The organism is Alteribacillus sp. JSM 102045, from assembly GCF_041949975.1.
GTDB lineage: Bacteria > Bacillota > Bacilli > Bacillales > Marinococcaceae > Alteribacillus.
Genome location: NZ_JBHFQG010000020.1, coordinates 19108 through 33829, shown reverse-complemented (window position 1 = coordinate 33829; position 14722 = coordinate 19108). Strand labels below are relative to the sequence as shown.

At 35.8% G+C, this 14722-nt stretch carries 17 protein-coding genes and 1 pseudogene; 4 read left to right on the top strand and 14 right to left on the bottom strand.

All coding sequences use genetic code 11. From position 1 onward, the window contains the following. Window positions 1-6: 6 nt before the first annotated feature. On the bottom strand, window positions 7-1122 hold the full coding sequence (gpr, locus tag ACE1TI_RS13785; protein ID WP_375008158.1) for a GPR endopeptidase: 1116 nt from the start codon (window positions 1120-1122) through the stop codon (window positions 7-9). Window positions 1123-1288: 166 nt separating this feature from the next. Between gpr and rpsT the strand changes: the two genes are divergently transcribed. Further along, a complete protein-coding gene (gene rpsT / locus ACE1TI_RS13780; protein ID WP_375008157.1) occupies window positions 1289-1555 on the top strand; it encodes a 30S ribosomal protein S20 in 267 nt (88 codons plus the stop codon). Window positions 1556-1571: 16 nt separating this feature from the next. On the opposite strand, the gene holA is transcribed toward rpsT, so the two are convergent. Beyond that, window positions 1572-2630, bottom strand: a complete 1059-nt coding sequence (holA, locus tag ACE1TI_RS13775) for a DNA polymerase III subunit delta (protein WP_375008156.1) — start codon at window positions 2628-2630, stop codon at window positions 1572-1574. A gap of 369 nt (window positions 2631-2999) precedes the next feature. Between holA and ACE1TI_RS13770 the strand changes: the two genes are divergently transcribed. Then, the gene (locus ACE1TI_RS13770) at window positions 3000-3137 is read left to right on the top strand and encodes a YqzM family protein (RefSeq protein WP_158735043.1); all 138 of its coding nucleotides are present in this window, start codon (window positions 3000-3002) and stop codon (window positions 3135-3137) included. Window positions 3138-3195: 58 nt separating this feature from the next. Here the strand turns inward: ACE1TI_RS13770 and ACE1TI_RS13765 are convergent, their stop codons facing one another. The 3 genes and pseudogenes from ACE1TI_RS13765 to ACE1TI_RS13755 form a co-directional block, all read right to left on the bottom strand. Further along, window positions 3196-5520 carry a DNA internalization-related competence protein ComEC/Rec2 gene (locus ACE1TI_RS13765; protein ID WP_375008155.1) on the bottom strand — a complete coding sequence of 775 codons (2325 nt, stop codon included), beginning with the start codon at window positions 5518-5520 and terminating at the stop codon, window positions 3196-3198. An 86-nt stretch (window positions 5521-5606) separates the two neighbouring features. Beyond that, a pseudogene (locus ACE1TI_RS13760) lies at window positions 5607-6892 on the bottom strand (homocysteine synthase). Between the two features lie 83 nt (window positions 6893-6975). Continuing rightward, complete coding sequence (locus ACE1TI_RS13755; protein ID WP_375008154.1) at window positions 6976-7602, bottom strand: helix-hairpin-helix domain-containing protein; 627 nt, start codon at window positions 7600-7602, stop codon at window positions 6976-6978. Between the two features lie 108 nt (window positions 7603-7710). Between ACE1TI_RS13755 and comER the strand changes: the two genes are divergently transcribed. Further along, window positions 7711-8547, top strand: a complete 837-nt coding sequence (gene comER / locus ACE1TI_RS13750) for a late competence protein ComER (protein ID WP_375008153.1) — start codon at window positions 7711-7713, stop codon at window positions 8545-8547. A gap of 45 nt (window positions 8548-8592) precedes the next feature. Here the strand turns inward: comER and ACE1TI_RS13745 are convergent, their stop codons facing one another. From ACE1TI_RS13745 to ACE1TI_RS13710, 8 genes are read right to left on the bottom strand one after another with little or no spacing between them, the layout of a single operon-like run. Then, window positions 8593-9348 carry a class I SAM-dependent DNA methyltransferase gene (locus ACE1TI_RS13745; protein ID WP_375008197.1) on the bottom strand — a complete coding sequence of 252 codons (756 nt, stop codon included), beginning with the start codon at window positions 9346-9348 and terminating at the stop codon, window positions 8593-8595. Window positions 9349-9356: 8 nt separating this feature from the next. Beyond that, complete coding sequence (rsfS, locus tag ACE1TI_RS13740; RefSeq protein WP_375008152.1) at window positions 9357-9710, bottom strand: ribosome silencing factor; 354 nt, start codon at window positions 9708-9710, stop codon at window positions 9357-9359. An 8-nt stretch (window positions 9711-9718) separates the two neighbouring features. After that, window positions 9719-10303: a bis(5'-nucleosyl)-tetraphosphatase (symmetrical) YqeK gene (gene yqeK, locus ACE1TI_RS13735; protein WP_375008151.1), complete on the bottom strand. Its 585-nt coding sequence runs from the start codon at window positions 10301-10303 to the stop codon at window positions 9719-9721. Next, the gene (locus tag ACE1TI_RS13730; RefSeq protein ID WP_375008150.1) at window positions 10296-10871 is read right to left on the bottom strand and encodes a nicotinate-nucleotide adenylyltransferase; all 576 of its coding nucleotides are present in this window, start codon (window positions 10869-10871) and stop codon (window positions 10296-10298) included. The genes yqeK and ACE1TI_RS13730 overlap by 8 nt, the downstream gene beginning before the upstream one ends. 16 nt (window positions 10872-10887) lie before the next feature. Then, on the bottom strand, window positions 10888-11178 hold the full coding sequence (gene yhbY / locus ACE1TI_RS13725) for a ribosome assembly RNA-binding protein YhbY (RefSeq protein WP_375008149.1): 291 nt from the start codon (window positions 11176-11178) through the stop codon (window positions 10888-10890). A gap of 1 nt (window position 11179) precedes the next feature. Continuing rightward, entirely contained in the window at window positions 11180-12037 is an 858-nt protein-coding gene (gene aroE, locus ACE1TI_RS13720) for a shikimate dehydrogenase (protein ID WP_375008148.1), read from the bottom strand. Then, on the bottom strand, window positions 12037-13146 hold the full coding sequence (yqeH, locus tag ACE1TI_RS13715) for a ribosome biogenesis GTPase YqeH (RefSeq protein ID WP_375008147.1): 1110 nt from the start codon (window positions 13144-13146) through the stop codon (window positions 12037-12039). The genes aroE and yqeH overlap by 1 nt, the downstream gene beginning before the upstream one ends. After that, window positions 13143-13664, bottom strand: coding sequence for a YqeG family HAD IIIA-type phosphatase (locus tag ACE1TI_RS13710; RefSeq protein ID WP_375008146.1), 522 nt, complete (start codon window positions 13662-13664; stop codon window positions 13143-13145). Before ACE1TI_RS13710 ends, yqeH begins: the two co-directional genes overlap by 4 nt. A gap of 421 nt (window positions 13665-14085) precedes the next feature. On the opposite strand from ACE1TI_RS13710, the gene ACE1TI_RS13705 reads away from it, so the two are divergent. Continuing rightward, a complete protein-coding gene (locus ACE1TI_RS13705; protein ID WP_375008145.1) occupies window positions 14086-14238 on the top strand; it encodes a sporulation histidine kinase inhibitor Sda in 153 nt (50 codons plus the stop codon). 87 nt (window positions 14239-14325) lie between these two features. On the opposite strand, the gene ACE1TI_RS13700 is transcribed toward ACE1TI_RS13705, so the two are convergent. After that, window positions 14326-14532: a hypothetical protein gene (locus ACE1TI_RS13700; protein ID WP_375008144.1), complete on the bottom strand. Its 207-nt coding sequence runs from the start codon at window positions 14530-14532 to the stop codon at window positions 14326-14328. Window positions 14533-14722: the final 190 nt, after the last annotated feature.

Sequence of the window (14722 nt, the reverse complement as noted above, 5' to 3'; positions counted from 1 at the left end):
CTTGTTTTATTTTGTATATGTTCCTGTACTGCTCTGTGATATACTTCCATGAAGGGCTGCATTTAGTCCTTCCGAAATTACATTTGCCATATCACGCATAAAGACGTCTACTTCTTTAGGGGTTACCATTAGATTATGTCCTAATGGGGCAAGTACTTCTTGTATTAATTGCCGTTTTTCCATATCCTCTAATCCGCCGATCATTCCAAGCATAGCTTTTCGCTCTCTTTCATCTGGTAAATCTTCTTCTGTTAATTCCTTTTTCTCTCCGAATGTCATTCCTGCAGGAGTTAAGGCTCTTCCTGCAGTATCTTTAGTATTCATCTCTTTTCCTAAGTGTTTTAAAATAAAGTCAATGGTGTCACTAGTAATAGATACGGCATCTACCACTGTGGGGATTCCTATGGCAATAACCGGTATTCCCAGTGTTTCTTTGCTTAATTCTTTTCTTTTATTGCCTACCCCTGAACCAGGGTGTATTCCCGTATCAGAAATTTGTATGGTTGTATTGACTCGTTCTATGGACCTTGATGCTAAAGCGTCTATAGCAATAATAAAATCTGGTTTTGTTTTATCTATTACAGCGGAAATAATATCACTTGTCTCTACTCCGGTCATTCCCATTACCCCTGGTGCAAATGCACTTACTGGCCGAAAACCTTCTTGTACGTGTTCAGGTGCTTCTTTAAATAAATGTCTAGTAATAACAAGTTTATCTACTACCATCGGTCCAAGAGCATCAGGCGTCACATTCCAATTACCAAGCCCCGTTACGAGACAAGAAGCGTCTTTTGGAATATTAAGCTGATCCATAAAAGCGGCAAACTCCCTGGCAAAGGTTTCTTCAACGTATTTTTGAAGTTTTGTATCTTGCTTTCTAATCCCCTGCGCTTCAAATGTTAAATATTCCCCTGGCTTTTTGCCGGTTTGTTCTGCTCCAGCTTCTTTTATTTTTACTCGTGTAATTTTAACCCCATTCTCTTCCTTTTCTTGAATCCATATTCCATTATCTGTTTTTTTCTTTGGAGAACCTTGCAGTTCTTTTTCTTCTAATAATTCTTTTTCCTCAATAGCCAGATCTGTACGTACAGAATAGGCAGACAAATCTAACTGATCATCCATAGCTGCACCCGCTTTCTTGCAATACTCACTGTTATTTTATTTCTTATTATGTTAAAGGGATTACATTTTATTCTTATCTTGCACCACCAAGTGTTTTTTGTTAGAATCCTCTTGAGTTCAAATTGGTCTGATAAGATTATTTGAACGCTACAAGGAGGTGACAGACATGGCAAACATTAAATCTGCTAAAAAACGTGTACTTACAAATGAAAACAGACGTGTAAAACATCAAGCATTTAAAACATCTATGCGTTCTGCAGTGAAAGAATTCAATAAAAAAGTCGACAACAATGACTTGGAAGGAGCAAAAGATCTCTTCCAACTTGCTACAAAGAAAGTAGATAAAGCGGCTGATAAAAAAATGATTCATAAAAACGCAGCAGCGCGTACAAAATCTGACATGCAGCAGCGCTTAAATAAACTGGCTCAATAGTAAACAAAACGACTCCCTAAAGAGTCGTTTTTTTATTGCTCATGATGTTAATAGAGGACTTTGCTAAATTGGCAATACATAATTCCACCCGAAGAGATTTATCTATTTTTCCCGTCTTCACTTCATAATCAGCTTGCGCCAGTTCTGCTAATATATTTTTTAATGTTACTTCTTCGAAATTTTTCATTTGGCCTTCTGCTGTTTTTACTGCAAAGGGATGAACTTTAAGCTGAGAAGCCATTTTCTGTCGCGAATATCCCCTTTTTTTCAATTGTTTCACAAGCAATATCATCCGAAATTGTCTAGCAAGTAAAGTTAATATTTTAATCGGCTCTTCATTTTGCTTTATTAAATCATAATAAATTCGAAATGCCTTTTCTGAGCGCCCTCTAACGACATTGTCAACTAATTCAAAAACATTATCCTCAAGAGTTCTGGCTACGAGCTTTTCTACGGCTTCAATGGTAATTTTGCCGGTTTCTTGTACATATAGAGAAAGCTTTTCCATCTCGGAGGCAAGCATCATCATATCTTTTCCAGCTAGCTGTATCAATAATTCTTTCGCTTCCTGAGAAATATGGAGCTGATTATCACGTGCATATGTATCCATCCATTGAAGCATTTTAGCTTCATCAAATGGAGCAGCTTCCATTACCGTTCCCTGTTTTTTTAGCTTTTTAACGATTTTTTTTCGCTCATCTAACTTTTCATACGAAACGGTTACAATCATAACCGTTTCGCTTGAAGGATTGTCCATATATTTTTCAAAGGTAGGTAAATGATGCTCTGTTTTTTCTTTTTCTTTTACCCCAGTTAAAAAATAACAATTTCTTAAAAGAATGACTCTTTTTTCTCCAAAAAAAGGCAGAGTTTCTCCTTCTTCTACAGCAGCTTCTACAGGTATTTCTTTCATATCATAAATCGAATAATTGAAATCCCGCTCTTCTTCCGTTAATACAGACGAGACAATTTTTTCCGTAATATTTTTAATGAAAAAATCTTCTTTGCCATATAATAAATACAAGGGCTTCGTGTCTTTTTGATCTAGCTCTTTAGAAAGCTGAATATAATCCATATGTAAGGCACTCCATTGTTCATACAAAATAGTTTCTTTTTATATCGTATCCATAACCTTGTGTTTACGCAACGATTATTATTTAATCAACATTGTAATGGAGAAAAGGAAAGTGCTTTTTTCAGCACTTTCCATTTATGATAAACGTTGATAAAAAGGCCTAGGAACCCTTCCCATCAACGATGTTCATCCTTTCTCTTTTAGGATATCCTATGTCAGCTGAGCTTATAGGTGACAACTCTTTACAGGAAGGCCAAAGTCCTCCTATATTACATGAATGTCGGAGAATGATTTTTTAAGTGGATATGGATTTTTGCAGAAGCTTGTCTTATACTAGGAAAAGAGTGTACTTGCGAGGAGGGATTCATCGTGAATCAGTTTGAAAAGGACGTACAAAGCAAACGGAATGATTTTAATGATTCCGTTGTAGCCTTTATAGCATCCTTTGTATTCTTTTCGTTAATTTTTATCGTAGCAACAGTAGTAGATGTGGCAAGTAATTTTTAAAAAGCAGCACCTAACGGAAAAACCTTGTTATAAGCAACAAGGTTTTTTCATTGCACCTTTAATTACACGATACTTCTATTGGATTGCTGACTGCCTTTTTCACTTTAATAAGCTGATTATTGTGAAAAGCAACCTCAACAGCGCCTTGTTTATCTGTACGAAAAACTTGAATATGATGAGCTTTCAGCGTTTTCAGCGTTTCTTTATGAGGGTGCGCAAATTGATTACATCTTCCGGCAGATATAAAAGCCATTTTGCTTTTTAATTGTTCAACAAATGGGTCGGTTGTAGACGTATTACTGCCATGGTGTCCTACTTTTAACATATCAGCCCGAAGATGAGGGTATTTTGTCAGTAACTTCTTTTCACCTTCTTCTTCTAAATCTCCTGTGAACAACCAGGATGCTCCTCCCATTTCAGATCTAAAGACAATAGAACGATCATTTCCAGTCATTTCATTTCCTTCAGGCAGCAAAAATTGAAATTTACTCTGACCTGCTTCCCAGGAGTCACCACTTTTTACAAGTTGTAGCGGGATATTTAAGTTATCAATAAAATTCAAAAAATCTTTTTCTTCTTTATTAAAATTTCTTCCTTCGCCATACAAAAGCTGTTTTACTTTGAACTCTTCTGCAACCGCATACGCTCCACCGTAATGATCCACATGCCCATGCGTAATGATTAGTTTATCTAATGCAGTGATACCTTTTGATTTTAAAAAAGGAACCACTATTTTCTTTCCAGGGTCATATGGATTGCTGTTTTCCTGCCAATCTTTATTTGAAAATTGAAGGACACCCCCGGCATCAATTAAATAAACCCCTTGCCTGTAAGGCAGTTCAATCACCACACTATCTCCTTGGCCTACATCTAGAATGGTGACATATCCATATTTATTGAAATATGGATAAATACATTGAATAACCACCACGCCTATTATAAGAGTTATAGACCATATGGTATTTGAATGAAAACTTTTTGTGTCTAAATTATAAAACATCCAATATAAACAAAAAGAAAGACACCACAATATAAAAATAGAAGGTTTACCAGAAACAACCTGTAAACCGTTCCAAGAACTCAATATTTCTAAAATGTAATGAGAAGCTTTTATGGCATACTCAAACGGCAGTGAAAGATAGGCAATATAATAAGGGAAAAGGAAAGAAACAGCAAATAAAATAAAACTGAAAGGTAAAACAATAAATGTAATAAAAGGAATAAATATAAAATTTAATACAAAACTTAAAATTGAAAATTCATGAAAATGAAATAAAATGATTGGTAAAGCTGCCAATTGTGCAACTATTGTAACAATAAAGCTCATGAAAAAAGCATTTACCTGTTGGAATATTTTCCAAGATAAAAGAATAGCTCCACTCACTGTAAAAGAAAGCTGAAATCCAATGTGTAATAAAAAATATGGATTAATAAAAATTAAACCTGCTGCTAAATAAGTAAGAAGGTCAAAAGATTTCTGTTTCATATTTATTTTTTTCAGCAATAGAAATATTATAACCATAGAAGCCGCTCTAATTACGGACGGTGCTCCGCCTGCTGCAATTATATATACCGGCATTACCATTAGTAGAACTATTTCTGCTCTTTGTTTAGTAATTCCGAGCCGCAAGAGTCCATAATATAAAACCCCTGAAACCAGTCCAACATGCAGCCCTGAAACTGCCAGCAAATGAATAAGTCCCAGCTTCTGGTATTTTTCTTCAATGTCTGGGTCAAGAAAATGGCGCTCCCCAAAAATGAGAGCAGCAGCCATGCCCTTTAAATCAAAGGGAAAATAATCGTTTATTCGTTGAATACCATAATGACGCCAGTTTTTAATTATATTACCAGGAGACAATTCTATGTTTTTACATTTTAAATCACTTAATGTAGTTTCTTGAATCCAATGAATCCGCTTGGTTTTTAGATATCGGGAATAATCAAAAGCTTGAAAATTTATCGAAGGGGAGGGAGCTTCGAGCTTTCCTTTCACGGAACAGCTAATACCAGGAGAGTAATTGCGAAGTAATTTAACATCCGAAGAGTGTTTAAGAGTAACATTAACAAGAGCATACTCTTTTTTATTTATTTTCATGGTCAATTGAGCCCGATTTCCATTTGTAAACGGTCCTTCTGTTACAATGCCATTTATTTCGGACTCCTCTCCAGTTAAAACGGAAACATTTGAAAGTATAATACTTTCAGACCTAACGAAAAAAATTATTGCTACGACCACAAAAGCTATCATTTTTATTCTTAGTAAATAGATGTACAAAACAATAACAAAAGCTGCAAAAGCCGCTGATGCTGTTGAAAACTCAGTTAACGATAAACTAGTTGCTGCTATTGGACCTAATAAAAACAATATTTTGTTTTTTACCAAGGCATCACTTCCATCATACAAAACAAATTATTAAGCTGGGGAAGAAACACCTTGCATTCGATGTTTCTTCCATTTCTTGTTTTCATTTATTTTTGGCTGTGCTTCAGAGCCTGCTCAATATCAGCAATAATATCATCAGCATGCTCAATACCAACAGAAAGTCTTATTAATTCGGGGTATACACCTGCTGATACTTGTGCTTCTTCTGTTAACTGCTGGTGTGTAGTGCTGGCCGGATGTATAACTAAAGACTTTGCGTCCCCTACATTTGCTACATGAGAATGTAATCTGCACGAATTTATAAAAGCTTTACCTTCATCTGTGCCACCTTTAATTCCAAATGTTAAGATGGCCCCTTTTCCTTTAGGAAGGTATTTTTGAGCGTTTTCATATTCCGGTGAGACGCAAGACCCGGATAACTCACCCATTCGACAAACGGATGACTTTCAAGATATTCAGCGACTTTTATTGCATTTTCACAATGGCGTTCCATACGTAAATGCAGGGTTTCTAATCCTTGCAAAAGAAGAAATGAATTCATTGGTGCAATTGCCGGACCAAGGTCTCTTAATAATTGAACCCGGGCTTTAATAATGTAAGCCAGTTCTCCTGCTGCTTTGGTATACACAATACCATGATAACTAGGGTCTGGTTCGGTTAAAGAAGGGTACTTTCCATTATTCCAATTAAATTTACCTGCATCTACAATCACACCTCCAATGGAAGTACCATGGCCTCCGATAAACTTAGTAGCTGAATGAACCACAATATCCGCACCGTGTTCAATTGGCCGGCATAAAGCAGGGGTAACCAAAGTAGCGTCTACCATGAAAGGCAGACCATTAGAATGTGCTACCTTGGCAAGTTTTTCAATATCTAATACATCTCCATTTGGATTGCCAATCATTTCTCCAAATATAAGTTTGGTTCTTTCATTTATTTTCTCTTCAAAAGCTTCTGGGTTCGTGCCATCTACAAGATGAACGTTAATTCCTAATTTTGGAAATGTATGTACAAACAAATTATATGTGCCACCATATAAGCCACTTGAAGCTACAATTTCATCTCCCGTCTCACAGATGTTTAAAATGGCGAGATGAATAGCAGAGCTTCCACTTGCAGTTGCTAATGCGCCTACTCCTCCGTCCAAATCTGCCATCCGCTTTTCAAATACATCCTGAGTCGGGTTCATGATCCTTGTATAAATATTTCCAAATTCAGATAAAGAAAATAAATTAGCAGCATGGTCTGTATCTTTAAATCCATATGAAGTAGTTTGATAAATCGGAACAGCTCTTGATTGTGTAGCCGGATCTACTTCTTGTCCTCCGTGAACAGCTAAAGTTTCTAATTTCCATTGTTCTTCTCCCATTTGTCATTCCTCCTAATATTTACTCTTTTCTCTTTTACATTATCAAAAGATTCATATATTTGAAACAATTTTCTCTTCGATTTTCAATCAGCTGTCGCTATTTCTTTTAATTGTTCTACTGATTTCTCTCCAATACCGGAGACATTGGTTAAGTCTTCTAATTCTTTAAATCCGCCAAACTCTTCACGATACGAAATAATTGCTTCTGCTTTTGCAGGACCAATTCCTGGAAGTGTCTCCAGTTCATTTACATCAGCATAGTTTATACGAACTTTATTATCTTTTTCTGTTATCTCAGGGCTTGGGTGTTCAATACTTTCTTCTCCCTGTTTTGGTACATATATAATCATTTCGTCATGAACCCGCTCTGCAAAATTTACACTCGTAGCATCTCCTTCTTCTTTTAAACCTCCTGCAGAGTCAATAGCATCAATCACTCTGCTGTCCTTCTTCAATTCATATACACCCGGGTGCTGCACCTGTCCTTTCACATCAACTAAAACAATCATTTCCTCTATAGTTGTGTTTTGCTCGTCTTTCTCAGAACCCTCTTCATCCGTTTCTTCTGCAAACTCTTGAAAAAAATCCTCACTATTCGCACTGTTTTTCTCAATGGTCTCCTGTGATGGTACATAAGTAAAAACAATAAATAAAAATAAAGATATCACGCCAATGCCTGTGGAAATAATTACTGGATTCTTCCAATTCATATTTTATTTCTCCTTTCTTTATCTGAATGTGACATGAATTTTGGATGATTGCATAAAGTGAATGGGGAAGTAATTTTTGAGCGGAGAACCTCAGGGAGGGAGCACAATTTGAAAAACATAGGAATCGTTGGTGTCGGAAATATGGGCGGGATGCTGACAGAAGTTATGATGGAGCGTGGAGGCATACCCGAAAAAAACATGTATATTTACAATCGGACATTAGACAGAAGTCTTGATTTTAAAACAAGTTTTCCTCATTTAAATGTAGCGGCTGATTTACCAGGATTATTAACAAAAGTAGATATCGTTTTCTTATGTATGAGGCCTGGACAATATAAAGACATCCTCTATGATTTACAAAGACATTTAGCGTATGATCAGATTTTAGCTACAATTACGAGTCCGGTTCTGCTTGAGGATTTAGAAAATCTGCCGGTTAGAAGAGTGGTAAGAACTGTGCCCAGCATTGTTAACAAAACAGGTAAAGGACCATTATTATTAACTTTTGGAGAGCGATGGACGGAAACTGAAAAAAAATCCTTTCAAACTTGGCTAAGTAAATTTTCTCAGCCAGTAACCATTTCAGATGACATACTACGGGTATCCAGTGACATCGTAAGCTGCGGCCCAGCGTTTATCAGTTTTCTGATTGAGCGATTTATATATTCTGCTGTTGGTGAGACTTCTATCAAATTAGAAGATGCAGAACAGCTGGCAGAAAAAATGATGATTTCATATGGATATTTACTGCAGCAAGGCCATTACGATCTTAGGAGCTTAAGAGAAAAGGTAAATGTACCAGGCGGGATCACGGGAGAAGGTTTAAAGGTATTAGATAAGCACAGCGAAGGAATGTTCGAAGAAGTTTTTCAACAAACCCATCATAAATTTGCTAAAGACAAAGAAGAAATGAAAAAATTTTTGAGCATCTTAAATAAAGGTTAAAAAAGACGGTCTTACCGTCTTTTTTATTTATTGTACTCTTTTATTTTAATAATGTAAAACCTTTTTAGCAATAAAAAATATCCGTTCACTTTTATCTTGCGGCGGAGAAAATGAAAAATCTGAATAGACCCCGCTAACTTCAAAGTTAGACACTTTTAATAAACGTTTGTATTCTTCCACAGAAAATGTTTTTTGAACATGAAATTCATCATGACGCTCATATATTGAGTTTTCACGTTCTATAAATAAAGTTAGTTCATGCTCTACTTCTCCTTTATGTTCAGTAGAAAAAGCGTTCCATATATATGAAACGTCTTCACTAGTATCTGCAAAAGAAAAACCGTGAAGTATATTTTCTACGTAGAAAAGAGAATGTACATCAAAAATAAGAAATCCATCATCATTTAAATGGCTGTAAAAAGATTGAAAAGCTTCTGCTACATCTGCTTCTTTCGTAAGATAATTTAATGAATCACAAAGAACTAATATAACATCGAATTTCATCGGTATATCCAGCTTTCGCATATCCTGACAAAAAAGTAATGGATCAAAGCCCTGGCTGTTCAGTTTATATTTTGCAGCTGCCAGCATGTCTTCCGAGAGATCATTACCTGCAGCCTTGAAACCTTTCTTTAGTAATTTGTTCAATATTGTGCCGGTACCGCAGCCGACATCCAATATTGCCGGTGAACTTATGGTTTCTTTCACAAAAACTTTCTGCAGCCATTTTTCCCAGCTTTCATATGGGGTTTCTTCCATTAAACGATCATACACACTTGCAAAACTGCTGTATGGTTTCATCATTTTTATTAAGATAGTACAGTGTCTAGTTCGACCTGTGCGGCATCTCCCCATAGTTTTTCCAAATTATAATAATGCCGTTCATCTTTATGAAAAATGTGAACGATAACATCACCCAAATCCAGCAGAACCCATTTTGCTTCATCAAAACCTTCTAATCGTTTCACTTCCTGCTCCTGTTCTTGAGCTTTCTTTTTTATTTCCCGGGCAATGGCTTGTACCTGTTTATGAGAGTTCCCATGACCTATTAAGAAATAGTCAGCAATAAGCGAAATGCCTCTCATATCAAGAGCTGTTAATTGCTCTGCTTTTTTTTCATCTGCAGCCCTTGCTGCAAGCTCTAAAAGCGCCTTTCCTTGCATTATTCCCATCATCCTCCTATATTGGACTGTTTTTTTAAATTTTGCACCATATTATTATAAGCATATAGTGTTTTTGGAAACACACGTTGATTTTTTTTCATAAGAAAACAAATAGTATTGCGAAGAGCCATTACAATCGCACGGTCCACATTTTTTCCAGCTGCTTCCCTTACTTCGTCCACACCCGGAAAAATTCGATTAGGTTCAATATAATCTGCTAAAAACAGAACTTTTTCGAGCTCGGTCATGTTTTCTTTTCCTGTAGTATGCCAGAAAATAGCGGATAATATCTCTTCATCTTCTATTCCAATTTCTTTGTTTACCAAGTAAGAACCGGCTGGAGCGTGCAACAGTTCATCTCCGTAATGTATAAAATTTTCATCCCAGCCCTGTTCACGTATAATATCTCTCATTTCTTCTTTGGGTCGGAACTTAGCATAATCGTGAAAAATAGCAGCTGTCTCCGCTTTTTTAACATTAACACCTATTTTATAAGCAAGCTCTACTGCTTTTTCTGTTACACCTAATGTATGGATATAACGGTGTTCTGTTAAATGGGCTTTAACTAAATCGAGCGCTTTTTTCTTATCCATAGAGATCTCTCTCCTCAATAAAATTCCATACTTCTTCCGGTACATAATAACGTATACTTTTGCTTTCTTTACATCTTTCTCTTATAACTGTTGAGGAAATTTCCATTTGCGGAACTTCAATATATTTTATTCCGTCATTTTCACCAGGGCCTCCCTGATATCCTGGGCGTTCAGCAACCACAAAAGTTACCATCTTTTTTAAAGTATCAATATCCTTCCACGTATCCAGCTGCTCTGCCATGTCACCGCCGATAATAAAATAAAACTCCGTATCCTCAGTCATTTCTATTAATGTTTTAATCGTTTCGATTGTATATGAAGGTCCTTCTCTTTCTAATTCTATCGCTGAAGCCTGGAAACTTTCATTATTTGCAATTGCTCTTTTTGTCATTTCATACCTTTCTGAAGGGTCTGCCATTTTTTCTCTTACTTTATGCGGAGGAGTATGAACAGGTATAAACCAGACTTCATCAAGCTGAAGAGCGGAAAGTGCTTCTTGTGCTATTATTAAATGAGCAATATGCGGAGGGTCAAATGTACCGCCTAAAAGGCCAATTTTATTTTTCATTTTCTTACCCCTTTTATTAAGGCAATTCTATCTTTTTATTTTCCACAGATTCCTTATATAAAACAATGGTATTTCCAATTATTTGGACAACTTCTGCATCAGCGCCTTGAGATAACTCTTCAGCTACTGAATATTTGTCTTCAAAACAATTCTGCAGAATATTTATTTTTATTAACTCACGTGCCTCTAATGCATCTAATGTTTGTTTCAATAAATTTTCATTAACACCGGCTTTACCTACTTGAAAAACAGGCTTCAACGAGTGAGCTTTACTTCTTAAATATCGTTTTTGTTTTCCTTTTAGCATTTTATTTCCTCCCAAGCTCTTCAAGTACAATATCTGTCATTCTTTCTATATCAGGCCAAATACCCGTCCATAATTCAAATGCAACTGCTCCTTGACCAACAAACATACCTACCCCGTTCAAGGTGTCAGCTCCCATATTTTCAGCTTCTTTTAACCAGGTAGTTTTTAATGGGTTATATATTAAATCACTGCATAAGCATCCTGATTTCAAAGCTTCCGTCTTCCAGGGGGTTGTATTTATATCTGGAGCCATGCCGATCGAGGTTGTATTAATAATTAAATCGTAATGATTTGTTTTTTGTTCCGCTTCTTCTTTATTTAAAATTTCTACCCCAGGACCTTCTTTTAAATTTTTATTAATGTCTTCTGCTTTTGAGATTGTTCGGTTTGTGATGGCAAGGCTTTTTACCCCATATCGATAAAGAGATGTTACTACAGCACGTGCAGCTCCTCCTGCCCCAATAACCAGAATATTATAATCATGCAGTTTCTTTCCTGTTTTAGAAAGAAGTGATTCCACGTAGCCTTTTCCATCGGTATTATAACCTATCCATTTTCCGTTTGTATTTACCACCGTGTTAACTGCCCCAATCATTTGTGCTTCTTCATTAATTTCGTCTATATACTGCATCACTTCTACTTTATGAGGCACGGTCACATTAAAACCAGAAAAACCGAGGGATCTCATTCCCTTAACCGCTTCTTTAAGCTCTCCTGGTGCCACATCAAACGCATGATAAAAATATGGTAGTTCTAGTCTTTCAAATTGGTCATTATGCATTACTGGTGACATGGAATGACCAACAGGATGTCCAATTAAACCAAAAAGCTTTTCTGCTTTCAAAAATTTATTTGCCATTAAATAATCGCCTCTCTTAAAGAAACTCCTACTCCTTTAGGAGCGTATACTTCTATCTCTGCTCCTGGCTCAATAACTGACAGCCATCCTAACCCGGATATTACTATATCTGTTTTTCCCTGTTTTACAGTAAAGGATTGCTTCAAAAACTCAGGCATATCCTGTAAAGTTTCTTTTCCCGGCGGGCTTAATAGTTCGCCAGCATGATCTGCATACAATTGATCTGCGTTATCCTGTTTTGTTCGATGAATAAGTAAATCATTTGCAAAATAAGCTACAAAGGAATTGGGATGACCGCTAGTAAAATCTATTCTGGCTAGACCTGCAATGAATAATGTTTGTTTTTCGTTCAATTGAAAAATTCTCGGCTTTATTTCTTTTGAAGGTGTTATTTGCTTTAACTCTTTTTTTGGAATGTAATGAGCTATTTGCTTATTATTTATTATTCCAGGCGTGTCAAAAAGCCGGCTGCCGTCATCTAAAGGAAGATCGATCATATCCAAGGTTGTCCCTGGAAAGTTGGAGGTAGTAATTAATTGCTCTTCATCCCCTCCAAATTCCTGAATTAATTTGTTAATAAAAGTCGATTTCCCTACATTTGTTGCACCCGTAATATAGACATCTTTGCCGTTACGAAGTTCATCCATTATTGAAGCTGCCGCTTGAATGCCGTAATTTTTCTCAGCACTGATAAATAAAATCTCTTTTGCTTTCAGACCATGTTCTTTAGCCGTTCTTTGTATCCAGTCCTTTAATTTATTTTTATTGACCGATCTAGGAAGCAAATCCGTTTTATTTACTAATAACAAAACATCGTTTCTGCCAATATATCTTTGAAAGCCCGGTATCCAACTGCCTTCAAAATCAAATACATCTACAATTTTTACAACAAGAGCTTTTCTTCTTCCAAGTTCATGCAGATTATCAGTAAAATCTTTATTTTCCAATGAAACATCTTGTACCTCATTATAATGCTTTAATCGAAAACAGCGCTGGCAAATAATGATGTCGCGTTGCAGCGCAGATGGTGGTACGTATCCTTTTTTTGATTGATCTTCTGTTTGTATCGCCGCTCCACAGCCGGCACATATTAACGTATCTTCCTTCAATTTGATTCCTCCCACTGTATGAGCCCTTTATCTTTTAATCGTTTTAATACTTTTCTTTCTACCTTTCGGTTTACTTTTGTAAAAATCCCATCTGATTCTGCTACCGGGACCACCAGAATAGTATAAAAGCCTGCACGGTTTCCACCAAAAACATCAGTCATTACCTGATCTCCTACAACCACTACTTCGTTCTTTTTTAACCCCATTTGCTTGCAAGCTTTTCTAAAAGCTTTTCCCATTGGTTTTTTAGCTGAATGAATAAACTTAATTCCAGTTGGTTCTGAAAAAGCACTTACTCTTGCTTTGTTATTGTTGGACACGATTGTTACCTGAAATCCTTGCTGTTTCACAAAATACATCCAATCAAGCAGTTCAGGGGTCGCCTCTGGACGATCCCATTCCACCAAAGTATTATCTAAATCTGTTATGATTCCTTTAATATTGCGTTCATGTAAATCTTCGAGATTCAGATCAAACACAGAAGGTAAATATTCATTTGGCATAAAATACTTGAGCACGCTGGACACCCTTTAATTTATTTTTTCCGTACAATCTACCGCTAAACTGAAAGTATATCGTTAAAAACATTTTTTTTCAAACACAGTATAAAAATTCATTTACATGTAATGTTTTTTCTTTTTTAATATTCATAAAATTTTTCGACAATTTCCTCCTAATCTATAATTGTGGATAACTTTCTCAACATCTCAAATCCTTGCATGACTACTATTTAAGTTCTTTGGTTAAATTTTATAAACAGTTTATCCACGGTTGTTTGTGGACAAACGAACGGTTGTTCTCTTTATGCTGACATGATAAACTGAACGTACATTCAATTGGAAATGTCTGTTTAATGTGATGGGAGTTTGGGAACTTTTAAAAAAAAGAATCGTCAATACTGGACGGTAATTAATCGTTAAGGAGGTGCTCAGTCTTTTTATGAAACAACTATCGGATGAGTTGTTAATAGAAGCTTATGAAAAAGCCCTTGGTCTGGAGCTGAATAAAGATTTTATATATTTAATAGAAGAAGAAATGAAAAGGCGTTCCTTGTTAGAACAGATAAAGCACCAAATATCTATAACGCAATAGTTCACTCGCGTTCACATTAACATATACTTTATTATTAATATTAAATCTGTTTATAAATTTGAATGAAAAAATATCAGCCTTTCCGATTTAACCGGAAAGGCTTTTTATTTTTACATATTCTCTTGGTTCAAATACGTCCCTCTCTATTTGGTCTTGGTTCGATAACGGAAGAAGATCTGGTCTGGTATAGAATTTTTCCAGACGTTTTTGCTCAACATAATCATTAGCTGCAGCACCGCCTGCTAAAAACAAAGCAAACATAATAAAAAAAATGATTGAATTTCTTGTTGTCATTCCTTTCGCTTCCTTTTTTACATTTAGTGTAGGTATTCGACAAAATATTTATTCATTAAATTTTCTTAATTCGTGTTTCTTCCTATATATAAGCTCTTTGTATTGCCTGAAAAATCAGGATTTTAAAGATGCACACCCTCTTAATATAAGTTATAATGTGAAAAGAATTTGTGCCCGTTGAATCGACAAG